19 protein-coding genes are annotated in these 21,014 nt (G+C 48.7%); 7 read left to right on the top strand and 12 right to left on the bottom strand.

Features of this window, described 5'->3' with window-relative positions:
- Positions 1–2: 2 nt before the first annotated feature.
- Positions 3–1,610, bottom strand: a complete 1,608-nt coding sequence (locus SYK_RS02015) for an MBL fold metallo-hydrolase RNA specificity domain-containing protein (RefSeq protein WP_281761954.1) — start codon at positions 1,608–1,610, stop codon at positions 3–5.
- A gap of 170 nt (positions 1,611–1,780) precedes the next feature.
- Between SYK_RS02015 and SYK_RS02010 the strand changes: the two genes are divergently transcribed.
- Positions 1,781–2,440 carry an LOG family protein gene (locus tag SYK_RS02010; RefSeq protein WP_281761953.1) on the top strand — a complete coding sequence of 220 codons (660 nt, stop codon included), beginning with the start codon at positions 1,781–1,783 and terminating at the stop codon, positions 2,438–2,440.
- 8 nt (positions 2,441–2,448) lie between these two features.
- Complete coding sequence (locus SYK_RS02005) at positions 2,449–3,360, top strand: DMT family transporter (protein ID WP_281761952.1); 912 nt, start codon at positions 2,449–2,451, stop codon at positions 3,358–3,360.
- Here the strand turns inward: SYK_RS02005 and SYK_RS02000 are convergent.
- The 5 genes from SYK_RS02000 to SYK_RS01980 all read right to left on the bottom strand — a co-directional run bounded on the left by SYK_RS02000 (position 3,357) and on the right by SYK_RS01980 (position 8,148).
- Positions 3,357–4,643 carry a methyl-accepting chemotaxis protein gene (locus SYK_RS02000; RefSeq protein ID WP_281761951.1) on the bottom strand — a complete coding sequence of 429 codons (1,287 nt, stop codon included), beginning with the start codon at positions 4,641–4,643 and terminating at the stop codon, positions 3,357–3,359. The genes SYK_RS02005 and SYK_RS02000 overlap by 4 nt on opposite strands.
- 653 nt (positions 4,644–5,296) lie before the next feature.
- Entirely contained in the window at positions 5,297–5,539 is a 243-nt protein-coding gene (locus tag SYK_RS01995; RefSeq protein WP_281761950.1) for a hypothetical protein, read from the bottom strand.
- A complete protein-coding gene (gene gpmI / locus SYK_RS01990) occupies positions 5,539–7,071 on the bottom strand; it encodes a 2,3-bisphosphoglycerate-independent phosphoglycerate mutase (RefSeq protein WP_281761949.1) in 1,533 nt (510 codons plus the stop codon). Before gpmI ends, SYK_RS01995 begins: the two co-directional genes overlap by 1 nt.
- Positions 7,072–7,089: 18 nt before the next feature.
- Positions 7,090–7,458 (bottom strand): ribosome silencing factor, encoded by a 369-nt coding sequence (gene rsfS, locus SYK_RS01985; protein ID WP_281761948.1) that lies wholly within the window; start codon positions 7,456–7,458, stop codon positions 7,090–7,092.
- 27 nt (positions 7,459–7,485) lie between these two features.
- Positions 7,486–8,148 (bottom strand): nitroreductase family protein, encoded by a 663-nt coding sequence (locus SYK_RS01980; protein ID WP_281761947.1) that lies wholly within the window; start codon positions 8,146–8,148, stop codon positions 7,486–7,488.
- 252 nt (positions 8,149–8,400) lie between these two features.
- On the opposite strand from SYK_RS01980, the gene SYK_RS01975 reads away from it, so the two are divergent.
- From SYK_RS01975 to SYK_RS01965, 3 genes are all read left to right on the top strand, one after another.
- A complete protein-coding gene (locus SYK_RS01975) occupies positions 8,401–9,705 on the top strand; it encodes a phenylacetate--CoA ligase family protein (RefSeq protein ID WP_281761946.1) in 1,305 nt (434 codons plus the stop codon).
- A 26-nt stretch (positions 9,706–9,731) separates the two neighbouring features.
- Entirely contained in the window at positions 9,732–10,163 is a 432-nt protein-coding gene (locus SYK_RS01970; RefSeq protein WP_281761945.1) for an ACT domain-containing protein, read from the top strand.
- 260 nt (positions 10,164–10,423) lie between these two features.
- A complete protein-coding gene (locus SYK_RS01965; protein WP_281761944.1) occupies positions 10,424–10,768 on the top strand; it encodes an Hpt domain-containing protein in 345 nt (114 codons plus the stop codon).
- Positions 10,769–10,810: 42 nt separating this feature from the next.
- Here the strand turns inward: SYK_RS01965 and SYK_RS01960 are convergent, their stop codons facing one another.
- The gene (locus SYK_RS01960) at positions 10,811–12,181 is read right to left on the bottom strand and encodes an MATE family efflux transporter (protein WP_281761943.1); all 1,371 of its coding nucleotides are present in this window, start codon (positions 12,179–12,181) and stop codon (positions 10,811–10,813) included.
- Positions 12,182–12,278: 97 nt separating this feature from the next.
- On the opposite strand from SYK_RS01960, the gene cls reads away from it, so the two are divergent.
- Complete coding sequence (gene cls / locus SYK_RS01955) at positions 12,279–13,724, top strand: cardiolipin synthase (RefSeq protein WP_281761942.1); 1,446 nt, start codon at positions 12,279–12,281, stop codon at positions 13,722–13,724.
- A 54-nt stretch (positions 13,725–13,778) separates the two neighbouring features.
- On the opposite strand, the gene dapB is transcribed toward cls, so the two are convergent.
- Genes dapB through uvrB form a run of 4 tightly spaced genes read right to left on the bottom strand, consistent with a single transcriptional unit; the run spans position 13,779 to position 19,715 of the window.
- On the bottom strand, positions 13,779–14,558 hold the full coding sequence (gene dapB / locus SYK_RS01950) for a 4-hydroxy-tetrahydrodipicolinate reductase (protein WP_281761941.1): 780 nt from the start codon (positions 14,556–14,558) through the stop codon (positions 13,779–13,781).
- Between the two features lie 37 nt (positions 14,559–14,595).
- A complete protein-coding gene (gene ligA / locus SYK_RS01945) occupies positions 14,596–16,650 on the bottom strand; it encodes an NAD-dependent DNA ligase LigA (RefSeq protein ID WP_281761940.1) in 2,055 nt (684 codons plus the stop codon).
- A 23-nt stretch (positions 16,651–16,673) separates the two neighbouring features.
- Complete coding sequence (locus tag SYK_RS01940) at positions 16,674–17,684, bottom strand: potassium channel family protein (protein WP_281761939.1); 1,011 nt, start codon at positions 17,682–17,684, stop codon at positions 16,674–16,676.
- 27 nt (positions 17,685–17,711) lie between these two features.
- Positions 17,712–19,715, bottom strand: coding sequence for an excinuclease ABC subunit UvrB (gene uvrB, locus SYK_RS01935; RefSeq protein WP_281761938.1), 2,004 nt, complete (start codon positions 19,713–19,715; stop codon positions 17,712–17,714).
- Positions 19,716–19,788: 73 nt separating this feature from the next.
- Here uvrB and SYK_RS01930 point away from each other — a divergent pair, with 73 nt between their 5' ends.
- Complete coding sequence (locus tag SYK_RS01930) at positions 19,789–20,265, top strand: hypothetical protein (RefSeq protein WP_281761937.1); 477 nt, start codon at positions 19,789–19,791, stop codon at positions 20,263–20,265.
- Between the two features lie 5 nt (positions 20,266–20,270).
- Here SYK_RS01930 and aat read toward each other — a convergent pair whose 3' ends face one another.
- Entirely contained in the window at positions 20,271–20,963 is a 693-nt protein-coding gene (gene aat / locus SYK_RS01925) for a leucyl/phenylalanyl-tRNA--protein transferase (RefSeq protein WP_281761936.1), read from the bottom strand.
- Positions 20,964–21,014: the final 51 nt, after the last annotated feature.

Below are 21,014 nucleotides of genomic sequence, written 5' to 3'. Positions count from 1 at the left end.
GATTACATTTCCGAGACCAGTGCAACAATGTTGCGATTAATATCAAGCAGCCTGTCGCGCAACTCCGACTGATCGACCCATGGCCGATCTTCCACATTCTTCACGCGCTCCCGAAGTTCCGCATACAGCTTTTCGGAATCGGCAAGGAGAAAATTCCAATCCACGCGGGGTCTGGCAATATCCATATCCACCACGGGCTGCAACTCCACACCGGGTTCCAATTCGAGTTCTTCCATATATTCAGGGATATGCACTTCAAAACCAAATTTTTCAGTAATCAATGCACCAAATTCTTTCTGCACTTCAGCTTCGCCGTGTACCAGAATAACCTTCACCGACTTACCCTTCATAGTGCCGAGCCAGTCCATGAGTTCATCCTGTCCGGCATGCCCGGAAAATCCATTAATGGTAAACACCTTGGCATTGATAGCCACTTCTTCACCAAAAATACGGATTTTCTTGGCGCCACCCACAATTTTCCGTCCAGGAGTACCAACGCCCTGCCATCCCACAAAAATAACGCTTGCACCGGGACGCCACAAATTATGCCGCAAATGATGCTTAATGCGTCCGGCATTGGCCATTCCACTGGCTGAAATAATAACAGCCGGACCACGAGTCTCGTTGATGGCCTGAGACTGTTCACGACTCTCAGTAAACTTCAAGTTCGGCAAATCGAGTGGGTTCTCACCATTTTCAAGAAGTTCCTGCGTTTCTTTATCAAAAAATTCAGGATGCTTGCGAAAGATCTCCGTAGCGCGAATAGCCAACGGGCTATCCAGATATACAGGCATATCGTCCGGCAACTTTCCCTGTTTCTTCAACAGAAAAAGACTGTATATAATCTGCTGTGACCGCTCCACGGCAAACGCCGGAATAACGACTTTCTCACCATTTTTATAACTGTAGGCAATGGCTTCAGCCAATTCCTCCAGACTCCCCGCCTCATCTTTGTGATTACGATTGCCATACGTTGATTCAAGAAACAGATAATCCGCACAATCCACACCACTGGGGTCCTCGACGATAAGTTGCTCAGGTCGCCCCAAGTCACCAGAAAAAACCGCCTTGGTTTTTTTGCCGTCCTGCTCATATTCTATTTCGATAAAAGCAGAACCAAGGATATGTCCTGCATTCATATAGGTTACTTTGATACCTGGAGCTGGCTCAAACGTCTGGGAATAATCAACTGTTGCAAATAACGGGATGGTATTTTCAGCATCGACAATGGAATACAAAGGCCGCACGGGCTGTCCACCAGTCCGTAATCGCTTGCGATTGGCCCACTCCGCTTCCATTTCCTGAATATGTGCGCTGTCAAGCAACATGATCTCCAACAGATCTCGTGTCGGAGCGGTGCAATAGATGGGGCTTTTAAAACCTTTGGAAACCAGAGCCGGTAACAAGCCGGTATGGTCAATATGAGCATGGGTAATCAATATGAAATCAAGCTCTTTAGCGTCATACTGATCAAAATTCCAGTTCCGCTTCTCGATTTCCTTATTACCCTGATGAAGGCCACAATCAACGGCAAACCGCTTGTTGCCACATTCGAGAATATAACAGGAGCCACTGACGGTACGGGCTGCGCCCATGAATGTAATTTTCATCGATGTTCCTCATCATGCCATCCCCCTGTGAAAAACGACAAAATCCACTTTCGAAAGGGGAAGAATCTGTGTAATGTGTCTACAAGCGAGACTCAGTGTCCGCTGTCTTGATTACATGCCCCATAAACTTGGTTCAGGCAACAATTCCATACGAAATCCAAGGAGAATTCATGATCCATCGCTCCAAACAATATCTCATTGATGACCTTTCAATCCAGGAATCCTGGCGGCTTTTCAAAATCATGTCAGAAATAGTGGACGGCTTTGAAAATCTGTCTGAAATCGGACCTGCCGTATCCATGTTCGGTTCGGCTCGCGTCAAGCCGGAAGAACCGCTTTACGAAAAGACCGTAGAACTTTCCAAGGCCTTGTCTGAAGCAGGCTACTCAATTATTACCGGCGGCGGTCCCGGTCTCATGGAAGCCGGAAACAAAGGCGCATTTGAAAACGGTGGCGAATCCATCGGCCTACATATCCATCTGCCCATGGAACAACACAACAACCCGTACATGAACATAAAAAGTGAATTTCGCTACTTCTTCATCCGTAAGCTCATGTTCATCAAATACGCTCTGGCCTACGTGGCCCTACCCGGCGGCTATGGCACTCTGGATGAACTTTCGGAAGCTCTGGTACTAATCCAGACCCACCGCATCAAGCCTTTTCCCATTGTCTTATTCGGCACAGAATTCTGGGGAGGTCTAGTGGATTGGTTCAAGACACAGCTTGTCACCAACGAATTCTGCCATGAAGACGACCTCGACCTGTTCATCGTGACTGATGACGTAGAAGAAGTGGTTAACCACATCAAAAAACACGTCATTATCTAAACACGCTCGTGAACAACAGAAAAAAAGCACTGATATTCGGATTGGTCACGGTGGGCATCTGGTCCACCGTGGCCTCTGCCTTCAAAATCGCTCTGACCAGACTGGACCCGCTCCAACTTCTACTCATGGCCTGTGCCACCTCCATTGTCGCACTCACCGGAATCATGGTGTTTCAGGGCAAACTCCATGAACTGACACGAATGCCACGCCGCGAAATGATTCGTTCAGCCCTGCTTGGCGTACTAAATCCATTCCTTTACTACGTCATCCTGTTCAAGGCATACGACCTACTTCCGGCGCAAGAGGCACAACCCATCAATTATACTTGGGCCATCACTCTATCATTGCTCTCCATCCCTTTGCTAGGTCAGAAAATGTCAGGCAAAGATATGGCCGCTATTTTTCTGAGCTATTTCGGCGTGGTGGTCATCTCCACTCATGGCAACCCGTTCTCTCTTGAATTCTCCAACCTCACAGGTGTCGGACTTGCTCTGGCAAGCACTGTCATATGGGCACTTTACTGGATATTCAACACCCGGAGCAAAGCTGATCCTATAGCTGGATTACTCCTCGGTTTTCTCTGTGGTTTCCCGCTCATCATTATAGCAACACTTGTTTTCTCAGAGTTGCCGACTTTGGACATGACATCAGCACTATCCGCAGCTTATGTCGGATTCTTCGAAATGGGCATCACCTTCGCCCTTTGGCTCACGGCCATGAAATACGCAGCGACACCTGATGGTGAAGGCACCGCCCGTATTGCAAACCTCATATTTCTCTCCCCATTCCTCTCGCTTATCTTCATCCACTTTCTGGTGGGCGAAGAAATCCTGCCCGCAACAATCGCCGGACTCGGCTTTATCGTCGCTGGCAACATCCTCATGCAATACAAAAAGAATACTCAGAATGAAAACGCCTAAACAGCAACACGGACGTCTACGGCGATAACTCCAAGTACCCGCCCTCCTATATTAAAAAATGGACTGGATACAGTGATGCAACTCTCACCTGACGCCGACGAAGTATACACATCAGAGACGAAAAAGGTGCTGGTCGCCATGGCTTCCATGAACCATGGACGAGATCCCCAATCCGCACCGAATGCTGAAGCATCTTCTGAATAATTCGAAACAAATCCACCCATATTGCTAACAACCTGCATGCCTCTTGAATCAGTAACATACATTAATTCAAGAAATTCATTTGCATGTAACGTCCTCCGGATGGCATCTTCCTGCCGTAAACGTTCACAGGATTGCACATCTGTGGCCTTTGACAAGTCTTCAATGACAGCCTGTACACGGCCATGCCCAACCAAACGAAAAACTCCCGTCATAGTCGCCAAATCCTCTACTCGCTCAGTCAAAAGGGCAACGGTATCAGCTGCATCAACCATGCCCTGCCCAGTCTCTGTAGAAATTCCATGAATCTCAAAGATAGTACGATTGACCTCTTCACAAGAAATAGACTGCTGATGCGCTGCTGCGGCAATGGCACTGATCTGTCCAGCACTCACTCCTGAATATGTCACAATTTCCTCCAAAGCAGCGCCAGATTCATCAGCCAAGCCGGCAGCATCATCAGCAAGTCCAGCCATTCCCTGCACGCCTTCAATAGTCTCTGATACCTGCTCCTGAATACCTTCGATAGCCAAGCCGACATTACGGGTAGCCTCCATGGTCTTCTCCGCAAGTTTACGGACTTCATCGGCCACGACTGCAAAGCCACGTCCGGCATCTCCTGCTCGAGCTGCTTCAATTGCTGCGTTTAACGCCAACAGATTTGTCTGATCAGCAATATCAGAAATAACACCCATAATAGTCCCTACACCGTGAGCCTGAGCGCCAAGACCTGCCACGCTCTCGACCAAAGCCTGAGAATTCTTCGAAACAGACCCGATGGCATCACGAGTCCGTGTGACAACAGAAGCCCCTGATGAGGCTCGTTCCATAACCAACTCCGCACCAGAGGCCGCCGCTGCGGCATTCTCGGCCGTTTCTGCCACGGCACTATTCATCTGCTCTGTCGCCGAAACAGCGCTTGATACGATGTGCTGCTGCCTGATGGCCCCGTCACTCGCTCTAGAAATTGCATTATCCAACTGATTGGATTGATCCCGAATACTCTGTAACGACAATTCCATTGTTTCGGCTGCTGACAAAAGCCCCTGACATCGAGCATTTTCCCCGTGCTTCCTTGCCATAATAGAATTTTCAATGGCTTTATCAGTCTTTCCCTCGGCCACTTGAAGCGCATTCTGCGTATCAAAAATCCCCTTTTCTAAGCCACCAATGTACTTAACAATTTGGTTTATATCTCTATACAAACTACCAAAAACGTCATTCTTATGAACCTGTAGATTTGAATGCCACTTCCCTTGCACAACCAATTCTAAACAATTCAACAATGCACTGTATTTATTACTCACAATTCTTCTGTAAAAAAGCACACACACAATACAGGTACACACACTCAAAATTCCACCGACTCCCAAAAGCCAGTGCAGTCTGACAACTTCAGCTGACAAAATTGTTACCTTTGCAAGACTCTCCACAGCCAAAGCTTCACCTACAGAAAGAATTCCAGAAACAAGAAAGACTGCTGCAATTACCGCTACTTTGCCACTTTTCCGCATCATCATAATCCTTCAGTCCTCTATTTTGACTTAAAAAACAGTGATATGCTTAAAGCAATTGGCGAGCCAATTAGTAGTTCACTGCAATCATTACACTTTTCAAAAAACGCAATAATTACAACAGATAAAAGATATCTTTAGACTTTCTCTAGATAATATCAAGACAAAAAAAGCCGGTCAAAACGAAATCGTTTTGACCGGCTTTTATAATAATTTGTTTATTACAAAAAATCCGGGTCGATACCGGCTTTGCCACCCGCCAGAATAAGCTTCATGTACCGAATGGTCCGATCATCCACAGGGACTATGGGGAAGTTTTCCCGACACGCGTCACACTGCGCCATGGCAGGACGGGACGGAGCAATAAGGGGGACCTCTCGGCTGCAATGTGGACATGGATACAGAAATATCAATTCCATACCAGCAGGCTTGACCGGGGTCAGTGGTTTCTTTGATTCAGCCATTATTTTCTCTTTTTCACCAGGTTCTTTCCGGTCATCTCAGCGGGCTGCTCAATGCCCCACAATCCAAGAATGGTGGGTGCCAAATCGCCAAGAATACCCTCTTCAAGTTCGGCACCTTCGCACCCTTTTTCAATATATACAAGGGGAACGGGGTTGGTTGTATGCGCCGTATGCGGACTGCCGTCATCAGCAACTAATTTCTCGGCATTACCGTGGTCCGCAGTCAAAAGAATACGACCACCAGCTGCCAAAACCGTATCCACAATCCGTCCGACACAAGCATCGACAGTGACGCAAGCCTGCTTGGCTGCGTCAATAATTCCGGTATGCCCCACCATATCGAGATTAGCGAGATTACAAACACACAAATCATAATCAGAGAACTTGCCTATGAGCGTATCAGCGACTTCATCAGCACTCATCTGCGGTTTCTGATCGTATGTAGCGACCTCACGCGGCGAAGGGATCATGACACGATCTTCGTTCGGAAATGGATCTTCACGGCCGCAATTAAGAAAATAGGTTACATGGGCGTACTTCTCTGTCTCAGCAATACGCAATTGCTTCATTCCCTTACCAGAAGCAACTTCTCCCAAAGTTCCACTATAACTTTCAGGCGGGAACGCCGTGGGCATGGGGAAGGAAGATTCATACTGTGTCATGGTGGCAAATTCAGCCATCTCAGGAACGGAGGCACGCGGAAACTCAGAAAAATCCTTGTCAAACAACGCACGACTAATCTGCCGCGCACGGTCAGCACGGAAATTGAAGAAAAACACGCCGTCTCCATCACCGATCTGTCCATTCACGCCATCAATAATGCTCGGCTTGATAAACTCATCGGTTTCACCCGCATCATACGATGCCTGAATACCAGAAAGCGGATCAGCCATGGCACCACCTTCGCCTAAGACCAACGCCTTATAGGCAAACTCATTACGCTCAAACCGTTTATCACGGTCCATGGCCCAATACCGCCCGCTAACAGTTGCCACATGGCCGATACCAATATCTTCCATCTTCTCCATTAACTGGCGCACAAAAACAACCCCACTGGTGGGCGAAGTATCGCGACCATCCATGAAGGCGTGAATAAAGACCTCAGACACCCCTTGCTCTTTGGCCATCTTGAGCACGGCGTAAATATGATTCTGATGGCTATGAACACCCCCATCGGAAACCAACCCCATAAGATGAAGTCGCCCGGTCCCGGCCTTAATTTTCGCCATCAGGTCCTTGAGCGTCGCATTGTCGAAAAAGCTACCGTTCTCAATGGACAAATCGATACGGGTCATATCCTGATAGATAATACGACCACCACCAATGTTCATATGACCAACTTCGGAGTTGCCCATGAATCCATCAGGCAACCCCACGGCACGGCCTGAACAAGTCAACCGGGTATTGGGATATTTGGCCAGAAGAGTATCCAAATGTGGCGTTGCGGCGTTACGGACGCAGTTCTCTGCGCCTTCAGGAGCAATGCCCCATCCGTCCAGAATCAACAGAAGTGTTTTCTTCGGTTCGGCCATGACGCCTCCAGGCATTGGCTAAATTTGAATTTTTGGGGCTCCGTTCCACATACCTTCGATATTGTAGAACCCACGGAGTTCCTCAAGAAAGATATGAACCAGCACATCATTCAGATCAACCAGAACCCATTCACCGGTTTTCTGTCCTTCCATGCTCAAAAACTCGATATTGTCCTCAGCAGCCTTATCCAGAATATACTCTGCCAGAGCTTTGGCATGCTTCACGCCACGGGCAGAAACAACCAAGGTCATATCAGTGACCGAACTCATTTTTGAGACATCCATGATAACGACATTCTCGCCCTGCTTTTCATCAAGCCATTCAGCGACGATCCGGGCCTTGTCTTCACTCGCCATTTCCTGGAACTTCTTTTCTTTGTTCAACAATGTGATCCTCGTATCTTTCGATACATATTATTTTTTTTCCGGGTAACACCCAACAAGCAAATCATCCAGCCCACGTTTGGGCACATGATGCTTGCCATCGTTCCCACTCCAATACTGTATACTTCCGTCGGATGGAAGCGATTCCACCACGACATCCTGGGCTGGCACACCAAGCGCCAACACCAGAAGTATATCAAAATTTTCCGACAGGTCGAGCATCCGAGACAGTTTCTTTCTATTTACCGTCCCGATAATGCACCCGCCAAGCCCCTTTTCCACAGCTCCCAGCATAATGGACTGACTGGCAATACCATGATCGCAACCAGGGGTATCCGCCAGATTCCTATCGAGCATCACAACAATGTACCCAGTTGGCCGTTCACCATCTGCCGGACCTTTCCAGTCCTTAAGATAGCCAGCCCACCCCAGCAGCGGGAAAATGGCGTCACACTGTACTTTATCTGCTACAGCAATGTACTTCAACGGCTGCATGTTCTTGCCTGATGGGATGAATCGAGTCAATTCAACCAAATCGACCAATATCTGTATATCCACAGGACGTGATTCGTCGAATTTTCGCCGCGTCCTGTTCTGTACCATCAATTCCCTGAACTGCATATGAACCTCGTTCGTTAGACGACTCATAGCCATGTAATGCACTTTGCCCCGGTCCGCAATGGGAGGACTCATCCCCCGTCTTACCGCGTTCCTTACGTCAACCCAATGATAAACACCTTGACGGGGTCGGGAACATGGGGCAATCTCGCCTTTATGAAAAATTTCCTCGTATTTCGCTCCTTTTTTTTCTTTATGTGCCCCCAGTAGGTGGCTCGTGGAGTATTTGGAGCGGTAAAAACGCTAAACAGACCACGGGCCGAAAGGACCGTGGTTTTTTATTTTGTCAACATGGGCCGATCAAGGCCGCGCAAGGAGGTTCTCGGGATGATTTACGATGTAAAAAATGAAACCCTGCCCAGGGAGGATCTGGAAAAAATCCAGCTCCGAAGGCTCCAGGCTCTCTGTGAACGAGTATATGCCAATGTCCCGTTCTATAAGAAAAAATTCGATGAAAAAGGCGTCAAGCCTCAGGACATCAAAAGCCTGAAAGACCTCACCCTGCTCCCGTTCACCGTCAAGCAGGATCTTCGCGACCAATATCCCTTCGGCCTCTTCTCTGTCCCCAAGGACCAAATCGTCCGCATCCACTCTTCATCCGGCACTACCGGCACCGCCACTGTAGTCGGCTACACCAAGCGTGACATCAAGAACTGGGGCGAACTCATGGCCCGTTCCTTCATGGCAGCGGGTGCGTCGGCCAGCGACACCGTACACAACGCATATGGCTACGGCTTGTTCACAGGCGGCCTTGGTGCGCACTACGGCGCAGAAGCCTTGGGAGCAACAGTCGTTCCCATTTCCGGCGGTGCCACACGCAGACAGGTCACGCTGCTCAAAGATTTCTCACCGGACGTCATCTGTTGCACACCGTCATATGCTCTGTTCCTTGCTGAGACAGGCGAAGAAATGGGCATCGATATCAAAAAACTCCCCTTGCGCATCGGTATTTTCGGTGCTGAGCCATGGACCAACGAAATGCGTCTCGAAATCGAGAAAAAACTCGGTATCAAAGCCATCGACATCTACGGCCTGTCTGAAATTATGGGACCGGGTGTTGCCATCGAATGTCTTGAAGCTCAAGATGGTCTGCACATTCAGGAAGATCACTTTCTTGCGGAAACGATCAACCCCGAAACTGGCGAGCCTGTAGCCCCCGGTGAGGAAGGCGAGTTGGTCTTCACGACACTGACCAAGGAAGGCATTCCGCTCATCCGTTATCGGACACGCGACCTGACCACTTTGAACACCACCCCCTGCAAATGTGGTCGCACCACTGCCCGCATGAAGCGTGTAACAGGTCGTTCCGACGATATGCTCATCATCCGCGGCGTCAATGTCTTCCCGTCTCAAATCGAATCCATTCTCATTGAAACTGAAGGATTAACACCGCACTACCAGCTCATTGTTGACCGCAAGGGCAACCTTGATACTCTGGAAGTTCAGGTGGAAGTCAACGAGTCCATTTTCTCCGATGAGATTAAGAATTTACAACGCGTCGAATCAAAGGTAATGAAAAACATTAAAGAATTCCTCGGCGTCACCGCCAAGGTCAAATTGGTCAGCCCCAAGGAAATTGAACGTTCCGTGGGTAAGGCCAAGCGCATCATTGACAAGAGAAAAGAAGGCTAACGCCTCCAATTCACAAGGAGATCATTATGAAAGTAGATCAACTCTCCATATTTCTGGAAAATCGTGCCGGACGTCTCGCCGAAGTTACCCGTCTTCTCTCCGAGGCCGGTGTAAACATTCGTGCATTATCTCTGGCAGACACGTCGGATTTCGGCATCCTGCGTCTGATTGTATCCGACTTTACCAAAGCCAAGGACACACTGAAGGAAGCGGGCTTCACCGTTGGTCGCACCTCGGTCGTGGCCGTCAAGGTTTCTGACGATCCTGGCGGATTGCATGCTATTCTGAGTATGCTTCAAAATGCTGGAATCAATGTGGAATACATGTACGCTTTCGTACAGCAAAGCGGTGACTCGGCTGTGCTTATCTTCCGCTTTGACCGCACCGACCAAGGCATTGAATTGTTACAGAAAAACAATATTTCCATCATCCCCGGCGACAAACTCTACGCCATGTAGCTCTCACAACTTCAAAAGAATAAAGGGTGAAAGTATATTGCTTTCACCCTTTTTTTGTATCTCGTCGCACCCGCCTCTATTTTTCAAGATATTACAATCGGTTCAAATGAAATCAGAAAAAAAGAAAACGGTCCATTTCCTATTTCTTCATTTTTGCGTCAACACAGGCTTCAAAAATGTTGCCGAAAATCGCATGGCACCGTATAAGAGGATAATTCGCAACACTGACACCGTGGCGGTGCAGAAAGAGGAATTCGTCGGTGCATAAAGAAATAGTAGATAGCAAGTTTCTGGAATCAATGTCAGGCAAACGCCCGTTCCTTAAGCGGATGTTTACCGTATTCATATCTCAGGAGCCAAAACGTATTCAGGAAATCAAAGACGCCCTGCAATCGCAAGATGTTGAACGATTGCGCCATTTGGCACACTCACTCAAGGGAGGCGCTGCGACCATTGGCGTGGATCGTGTCCGGGAGTGTTGTCTAAACCTAGAAAAAGCCTCCAAGGCTAAAGACATGAAAGCAGCCCTAACGCATTTGGATTCTTTGGAAAAAGAAATGCGCAACGCGTATGCTTTCATGTTTGACTATCTGGCTGAACATTAAGCTCCAAACGCAGCAGAAAAAAAGATCTTTTCCTATTTCAACCTAAGGTCTTTTTTTATGCTCTCTGATCAAAGGAGCACGGCCAACCCCCGGCCAAATACGCACCATTCCGAAACCAGCCCGAATCACTGTCCACAGCGCCGTTGTCAGCCAAATAAAAACAAGAATATTAGACGGATGCATTGCGTCAACAACAAGGATGCAAAGTGCGCTGATGACTGAAGCAATCAGCATTGCATTCCGTAAATACCTGAAGTCACCGGTCCCCCAATGAATCCCATCCGTCGCAAATGAAAGCGACCCGACAGGTTGGGTCAAAGCCACAACAATCCAGGCAGGTCCAAAAACGCCATGCGCTGCGGGTGGGACAAGAAGCCATGCAACGCTCTGCTCTCCCATAAGCATAAGGGCACACATCCCAAGTCCTGTCCCCATACTCCACAAACACACAGAACGGGCGACGCGACGCGCTTGATCTTGATCCGATGCACCAAGGAAAAAACCAACAAGACTCTGACCTGTGATGGCAAAAGCATCCAGAAACAACGCCGAAAAAATAAAAAACTGTCGGATAGCCTGATAGGCCGCACCCTCATCTGGGCCAAAGCGGTTAGCGACACGGGTGCACAAGGCTAAAAAGACAAGAACCGCACCAGTACGAATAAACAGGTCACCCCCCACCTTCATGAGTTTGGTGATGCCAGCCCCGCGCATGTGCCATGTGAAGCCGAGTCTTCTCCATATAGCCCACATACACCAAACCGCACCAATCCACTGACTGACAGTGCTGGCAATCGCGGCACCAGCCACGCCCATAGGCGCAATAGCCCCGAACCCGAAAATGAGTATCCAATCAAGAAATACATTAATAATATTAATGCCCACAGCCACGTAAAACGGCGTGCGCATATCCTGTATGCCACGCAACCCACCAAAACAGGCCAAAGAAACAAGTACTGCGGGTGCTCCGAGCAAACGATACACCATGTATTCGCAGGCCAAATCGTTAACCAATCCCTCGGCACCGAACAACGACGCAATAGGCGAAAGGAATCCCATGGAACCAAGCATGACGGCGACTCCGATACACGCCGCCAACATACAGGCCAACGACACTACCTTGATAGCACGTTCCCGATCTCCCCGGCCTTCCGCCTGCGCCACTTCTGTCTGCGTCCCGACACCGAGAAAAGTAAATGCCCAAAAGATTGAGGTAAAAGCCACAGTGCCAACACCAAGCGCAGCCACAGGCTCGGAACCGGCCAAACGTGCCACAAAAGCAGTATCGACAAGCCCTGTCAGCGGTTCGGCGACCAAAGAGAACAGCACAGGAAATGCTAATCGAATCAACGTTCGATTGGGTTTGTTCACAAAGGGGTGGTCTGTTGATTTTTCCGTAACACTTTTGACCATCGTGGCAGTCTCCTTATATATCAACCTGCCCACAGTAACATGAAATAACAAGGACAAGCTTTCCTTTTGCCCGATTTTTCTGTTAACTAAACTTCTTATGGAATCAATGGAACTCTCATTTCTTCTCTGGCTGTTCAGTCTTTTCTATACAGCCATGGAAATCACGGCTGTTATTACGGCGGTTATCGCGATTCATGACACTCGCACACCGCAAGGGGCTGTTGCCTGGGCCATTTCGCTGGTAACATTCCCCATTCTCGCTCTTCCACTGTACTGGATTTTCGGACGATCAAAATTCCACGGCTACGTCGATGCCATCCGTGCAGGACAAGAAGAGTTTCACCGGCTTATCGGCAGTAATCATGACATCCCGACCATTCGTGATCTGGCCGAACGAAAGCGGCCGCATGCACCGAGGACCGTATTTGAAACGCTCTCCGGTATCCCTTATCTCGGCGGGAACTCCATCGAACTCTATACAGACGGCAACTCCACCTTTGATGCCATCTTCGCAGACATTGAAAAAGCAACCGATTACATACTGATCCAATTCTTCATTGTCCATGACGACATGCTGGGCAACCGGCTGAAAGATCTCCTTATCCGCAAAGCTCAAAACGGCATTCGCATATATTTTCTCTATGACGAAGTAGGTTGCCACTCCACCCCTGCCGCCTATTGGGAAAATATGCGAGAGGCTGGGATTGACGCACGTCCGTTTCACACGACCAAAGGACGGCACAACCGATTTCAACTCAACTTTAGAAATCACAGAAAAATTGTCATTATTGACGGTGCAATAGCCTATGTCGGCGGACACAATGTCGGCGATGAGTATCTTGGCATATCCAAAATATTCAATGGATGGCGAGACACACATATCAGCATTGCAGGACCAGGTGTTCTCGGAGTGCAGGTCTCCTTTGCCAAGGATTGGTACTGGGCAACACGCCAATTACTCGACCTCGACCTAACCATGCCGCACACAACGGGAACCGCCGAAGTTTTGGCCCTCGGCACAGGACCGGAAGACGCGCTGGAATCATGCTCACTCATGTTCATCCGAGCCATCGAAGCTGCACAACACCGCTTCTGGACAGCAAGCCCCTATTTCGTACCGGACAGCGCGGTCATGAAGGCCCTACAACTGGCAGCCTTGCGCGGTGTGGATGTCCGCATCATGTTACCTGAAAAGGCAGACCACAAGCTCGTCTATCTGGCTGGATTCGCCTGTCTCAAGGAACTCGACCTTCCCGGCATCCGCGTCTTCCGCTACACCAAGGGATTTCTCCACCAAAAGGTCTTTCTCGTCGACGACATATTGGCCGGAGTCGGTACAGCCAATCTGGACAATAGGTCCTTCCGCCTCAATTTTGAAATAACCATGCTCGTCGAAGACGAATCATTCTGCAAAAAAATTGAAACCATGTTCCTCAGTGACTTTACTCGATGTGTGGAAACCGGTCCCAACGAAATCGATGCAAAAAACATCATCCAAAAAACACTCATCAAATTCGCCCGACTGCTTTCCCCTGTTCTTTAATATAAAAAGGGAGTCTTCCGAAAAAGACTCCCTTCATTTTAACAAGTATCAATTCTAGAAAATGTCAGCCATGGCGTAAAGCTTGCCGGGTTTCTGCCCGGACAGCCATTTCGCCGCGCGCAATGCGCCAGAGGCAAATGTCTCACGAGAATGAGCACGGTGTGTGACTTCAATACGTTCACCGGGGCCAAAGAAATACATGGTATGGTCGCCAACCACGTCCCCACCGCGCAAAGTCTGCACACCGATTTCCTTCTGAGGCCGCTCGCCGATGATACCATCACGACAATGCTTCTTGACGTCATCATATTCCCACCCACGGGCCTCAGCCAAACATTGGGCCAACTTAAGCGCAGTACCACTGGGGGAATCCTTTTTCATTTTATGATGAGTCTCGACCATCTCCATGTCGTAGTCCTCCCCAAGAGCCTTGACGAGTTCAGGCAAAACCTTGAGCAATACATTCACGCCCACTGACATGTTCGGTGCCCAAAAAATCGGCGTTTCCTTGGCATATTCTGCCAATTCTTCCTGCTGGTCCTTATCCAAACCAGTTGTTCCGATAACGGCAGGACTTCCATGTTTGGCAGCAATTTTCGCCATGGCGACAGATGATGCCGGAGCCGTAAAATCCACGATCACCGCACCTGGAACCTTGGGCAACAGGTCTTCAAGACAATCAGATGTCAGGCAGCCATCATAATCCATACCACCGGTATTGCCTTCGCGCTCACAGACGCCAACGAGATTCAACTCGCTATCAGCTAGGGCCATATTCACCAAAGTATTGCCCATACGCCCTTTTGCACCCAGTATGACGACATTGGTACTCATCTGCATCTCCTGTCTTATATTTGAAATATATAGCTGTTTAAAAATCCAGCAAAGTCATTTGCTTTTTCTTCACCTTCTGACCGAGTAAGCCCTTGAAAGTATCGAAGTCAATAATTTCAAGCCCCAATTTCTCCGCTTTGGCGACCTTTGATCCAGCCTTCTCTCCGGCCACGACATAGTCCACCTTTTTAGAAATGGTCTTGGATATCGCACCGCCTTGAGCTTCCGCCATGGCCTGGGCCTCATTCCGCTTCATTGGCAAAGTCCCGGTGAAAATGAACACCTTGCCGGACAATGGCAGAAGAGCAGTTGCCTCGACATCTTTTGAACCACCTGTCGGCCAGAAATCCAATTCTTTGAACTGGCCAAGCATGACCTGATTTTCATCATTGATAAAAAAATCGACCAAACTTTCGGCAACAATGGGACCGACATCATCCAGATCCTGAAGTTCCTCGCGGGTCACCTTTCCAATGGCATCAAACTCTTCAAAATTCACGGCCAACGTTTTTGCGGTTTGCTCTCCCACATGACGAATACCAAGCCCCGCGATGAACCGCCATAACGGAGTAGCTTTCCTGGCCTTGGCAATGGCTGCCATAAAATTCTCAGCAGACTTGTCGCCCATACGTTCATATTTCAACAAGTTGGTTTTTTCCAACTTGAACAAATCCGCAGGGGACGTCAGCACACCATCTTCCGCCAACTTCTGAATCCATTTCTTGCCCACGCCTTCCATGTCCAGACCAGCCTTGGACACAAAATGAATAATGCGCTGCACGGTCTTGGCTGGACAAACGGGATTAGTACACCGCACAGCCTCACCATCTTCCGCCGCCACACTTTCACAGACAGGACACTGCATAGGGAATTCATACTTTTCAGCAGCATCTGACCGTTCATCAAGAGCAACAGACAAAACTTGCGGAATAACGTCGCCCGCCCGTTGAATAAGCACGGTATCGCCAATACGGAAATCGCGTTCCTCAATGTATCCCTTGTTGTGCAAGGTCGCTTTGGATACGACCACGCCAGCCAACTCTACCGGCTCCAATTCTGCCACGGGAGTCAAAACGCCGGTACGCCCGACCTGTATGCGGATACTGTTAAGCCGAGTCTTGGTCTGATACGCCGGGAACTTCAAAGCCAATGCCCATCGTGGCGCCCGAGAAGTATACCCAAGAGCATTCTGCATTCCCCGATCATTGACCTTGGCGACCACTCCATCGATTTCAAAAGGTAATCCTTCCCGCTGGGCCATAAGTTCTTCAAAATAATCAGCAACCTCTTGGCTTGAATCGCACAGCTTCGCTTCAGGCGGAATGGCAAACCCCAAATCCTTGAGACCATCCATGACTGCCTGTTGAGTATCCCATTTATCGGAAGCAGTCGTCCACTGAACGCGGCCTATGCCATATCCCAAAAAACGAAGTGGACGGGACGCGGCCACCTTAGGATCGAGTTGACGAATGGTCCCGGCTGCAGCATTACGAGGATTAGCAAAGACTTTGTCTCCAGCCTCTTCCTGTCGTCGGTTCAAGTCGGCAAACTCCACGTTCGACATAACGACTTCACCACGAACTTCCAATAATTCCGGGACATCATCACCCCGCAAATTCAACGGCAAATTCATAACCGTACGCATATTGTGCGTCACGTCTTCACCCGTCAGGCCGTCGCCACGAGTGGCAGCCTGAACAAAACGACCTTGTTCATAAATAACTTCCATTGCCAGACCATCCATCTTTGGATCGGCCCAATACTGAATATTCTCCTGTCCTGTTCCTTTGGTAACGCGTTCGGTAAATGCGTACCACGCATCAAGGTCCATACCGTTATCCAAACTATACATACGTTCGGCATGTTCATAGGGAGTAAAACCATCGGCAGGCTTACCCCCCACTCTCTTTGTCGGAGAATTGGGATCTTCAAGTTCCGGGTGTTCCGCTTCCAGACCTGCCAATTCACGAAACAATGCATCATACTCGGCATCGCTGATTTCTGGCGCATCCTGTACATAGTACAGATAGTTATGCCGCTCGAGTTTTTCGCGCAACAAAGCAACGCGTTCAATAACGTTTTTTAAGACCATGGGGTTAATAATCCACCGTTATATTATAAGATTTCTTTAATTTCTTCGAGATTCAATTTTGTACCGACAGCCAAAAGCGTATCATTGGCGTCGATCACTTCCTTGGGGCCAGGATTAAAAACCATATCACCGGAAGCTCTTTTAATAGCAATGACAATCAAATTAAACCGAGGACGAATCTTGGACTCAATGAGATCCAGATTGACCAGTTCAGATTCAGGAGAAACCAAAAGTTCCTCCATTTGAAGATCAATACCACCTCGAACGGCCAACTCCATAAAGTTAGTCACTGTTGGTCGCAAAACATTCTGCGCCATACGCAGGCCACCAATAAAATGCGGGAGCACAACTCTATCAGCTCCGGCCAATTCCAAACGAGAAATATGGGTTTTATCTCCAGCGCGGGCCACAATGGTGATCCCAGGATTCAACTGACGGCCCGTCAAAGTCACATAGACGTTGGCCGCTTCGCTGGAAAGTGCCGAGATAAGTGAATTTGCATGGAGCAACCCAGCACTCAAAAGAACCTCGTCGCTGGTTGCATCACCTTCGATACAGAGAATACCGTCCTGCTCCATCTTGTCGATGAGCTCCGGGGTTTGCTCGATGACCACAATATCATGCCCTTCAGCCGCAATTTCCTGAACAACAATGCTGCCGATGCGACCATGACCGCAAACGATAAAATGATTTCTCAACTTACTTATTTCTTTCATCATCTTGTGCTTACCCCACAGAATTTGCAAACGACCGTCAATCAGAATTTGTGCAAAGGCACCTGCTATGTAAACAAAACCACCGACACCGGCCATGATCAGGAAGGCTGTAAACAGCCGACCTTCTTCCGAAAGCTGATTAACCTCCATGAATCCCACGGTGGAAAGCGTAATGACCATCATGTAAAAGGAACTGACAAAATCCCAGTGCTCGTACATCATGTAAAAACAGATGCCCACCACGAAAATAACGAAGAGATACACCACGCCGAGAACAACACTCCAGAAGGAGCCAAGTCGTGATCTCAGGCGAAGCATTCGCCGATGAACTCTCTCAATCATCGTTTACCCCAACTCAAGGAATCTCTCACGAAGCATGGCAACACGGTCCCTGAGTTCCGCAGCCCGCTCAAATTCCAATTCTTTTGCAGCTTCGCGCATTTCACGCTCCAACCGCTTGATACTCTTCTGCAAAGCTTTCGGATCTGCCCCATATTGTGCCAAATCCTCGGCAGCCATCCCTACCGAAGTATGCCCCATGGTCACACCGCTCAATTCACCAAACAGGTTATCTACCTTCTTGCGAATAGTGGTCGGCGTAATACCGTGTACTTCGTTGTATTCCTGCTGTTTCTGGCGTCTTCGGTCTGTTTCATCCATAGCTGAGGCCATGGAATCCGTAATTTTATCCGCATAAAGAATAACCCTGCCGTCAACATTTCTCGCAGCTCGTCCAAAAATCTGAATGAGCGAACGTGCCGAACGTAAAAAACCTTCCTTGTCAGCATCAAGAATCGCCACCATGGAAACTTCCGGGATATCCAATCCTTCTCGAAGCAAATTGATACCCACAAGAACAGAAAATTCACCGGCCCGAAGAGCCTGAATGATGGCCATCCGTTCAAGGGTATCAATATCCGAATGCAGGTACTTGGATTCGACCCCCATCTGGTTCAAATAATCGTTCAGATCCTCGGCCATGCGCTTGGTCAGCGTAGTAACCAGAACCCGCTCGTCCCTTGATTGTCTTTTCTTACACTCTGACAGCAAATCGTCAATCTGTCCGTGTGTTTTTCGAACTTCAATCTCTGGGTCGACAAGGCCTGTAGGCCGAATAATCTGTTCCACCACCACACCATGAGCCAAGTCAATTTCCAATGGTCCCGGCGTGGCCGAGACATACACGGCCTGTTTGATACGCTCTTGAAATTCTTCATAATTAAGCGGACGATTGTCTAATGCGGACGGTAATCTGAACCCAAAATCAACCAATGTAGTCTTTCGCGAACGGTCACCCTTAAACATGCCGCCCACCTGCGGCAAAGCAATATGGGATTCGTCCACAAACAAAATGAAATCATCCGGGAAATAGTCGAGCAAAGTGGCTGGCGGCTGCCCCTCATGTCGTCCATCCAAATGAAGGGAATAATTTTCTATACCGTTACAATATCCGAGTTCCTCAATTGTTTCGAGGTCGTACATGGTACGCTGTTCAAGTCTTTGCGCCTCGACCAACTTGTTATGCTTCTTGAGATCAGTCAACCGAAGCCGAAGTTCTTCCCGAATATCATGTGTAGCCCGATCCAGATTGTCCCGGTCTGAAACAAAATGACTGCCCGGATAAATAACCGTCTTTCTCAGACGATCCTTAACCTCACCCGTCAGCGGATCCGTTTCGGAAATAGAATCAATTTCATCACCAAAGAACTCTATACGCAACGCCTTTTCCCGACTGTATGCGGGGATAATTTCCACCACATCTCCACGGACACGGAATGTACCACGATGGAAATCGTAATCATTACGCTCATAGTGAATCTCAACCAAGCGTCCAAGGAGCGACTCCATAGCCATGGTCTGTCCTTCTTCCACGGGAATAACCATCTTGGCATAGAAATCAGGTGAACCAAGACCATAAATACAGGAAACCGACGCAACGATAAGCACATCTTTACGCGTTAACAGAGCATGAGTGGCTGCATGACGCAATTTATCGATGTTGTCATTGATGGATGAATCCTTCTCAATGTATACATCCGAGTGCGGCAGGTAAGCTTCCGGCTGATAATAGTCGTAATAACTGACGAAATATTCGACGGCATTGTCAGGAAACAAACCACGAAACTCCGTGTAGAGCTGTGCAGCCAAAGTCTTGTTTGGAGCCAGAATTAACGCAGAACGGTTAAGCGTCGCCACCACATTTGCCATGGCAAAGGTCTTGCCTGTGCCGGTGGCACCAAGCAAAACTTGATCTCGCACGCCACTTTGCAGACCGTTGACCAGTTCTGCGACAGCTTCCGGCTGATCACCTTTGAGGGTATATTCACTGACAAGTTTAAAATCAGGCATTCTCGATAATCCAGGGCTTGAGATAGCCCGTCAAAACACGTAAGAATCAATAATAACCAGCAAGGAGACCGCCATGGATATCACCATCACACCCTCATCTTCCCCTCTGCCCATAGATCGCGCCTTTTGTCTGTCCATGGTCATCAAGAGCTTTAAAGGCCGCCGGGACGTTGAAGTCCACCTTTTTCGCGCCAATTGGGACGATGGAGAAATCAAGAAATCGGCCCTCGACGCACTCATCGGCGCTCCCATAGATCCATCCAGCACTGACCCGACAAGCAGCCGAACCGTCATCTTGGAGTCCTTCACAGACTGTGAACGCGACCTTATACTTAATTACCTGAAAGAACAGTATTCCACAAGACTTACAGCGCTCCACTCCACGCCGCTGACCTTCCCTGTTCCGGCCGGACTAAAAGGCCTTTCACAGGTACAGGCCGGAAAGGATATAGGGTTCATTGAATTTGAAAGAATCCCCAGTTATCCACTGGAGATTCCACTCAAAGGACTCTACGATTTAAGCCAGCACCCCCCCATTGTGGAAGGATAAAAACTCTACTCAGGGTCATCAAATCTCCACCGCCCCTCACGAGACGGTCTTTCCATACCTTCGCGGATCATCTGAAGGAATTGATACCGCTGAAGTTCGCGTGCGCCAAAGCGAAGTAAATGGTGCGTAGTTTGTTGACAATCAATCAAACTGAAATTCCATTTTCTGAGCTGCTCTACCAAAACGGCAAACGCCGCTTTCGATGCGTCTGACACATGGTAGAACATGGACTCTCCATAAAAAACAGAACCAAGCGATACGCCGTATAGGCCACCAACCAGATCATCGCCCTGCCATGCTTCCACGCTGTGCGCATATCCCAATTCATGCAACTGGATGTACGCCTCTATCATGTCATCCACAATCCATGAGCCATCTTGCTCGGGACGAGGAGAACACGCACACTGACGAATCACCGAACTAAATCGAGTATCCATTGTGAAAGTAAACGTTCCCTTGTTGAGAACACGATGCAAACTACGCGGCATATGGAATTCTTCAGGAAAAACCACAAGACGAGGATTGGTTGACCACCAAAGGATAGGCGAATCATCCCCGTACCACGGGAAAATACCGTTGGCATAGGCAGTCAGTAACCGCTGGGGACTCAGATCACCTCCAACGGCAAGCAAGCCGTCAGGGTCCGCCTCTTCCGGGTCGGGAAATACGGGATCGTCAAAAAGCCGATAAATGGTCATAGGCTCTCAAACAAAAAAGGGCAGCCTCAGCCGCCCCTTTTGTCATGTATA

The organism is Pseudodesulfovibrio nedwellii, assembly GCF_027923765.1.
In the GTDB taxonomy this organism is placed as follows: domain Bacteria; phylum Desulfobacterota; class Desulfovibrionia; order Desulfovibrionales; family Desulfovibrionaceae; genus Pseudodesulfovibrio; species Pseudodesulfovibrio nedwellii.
The sequence above is the reverse complement of the archived record's forward strand: the minus strand, read 5'-3'. Positions and strand labels throughout refer to the sequence as shown.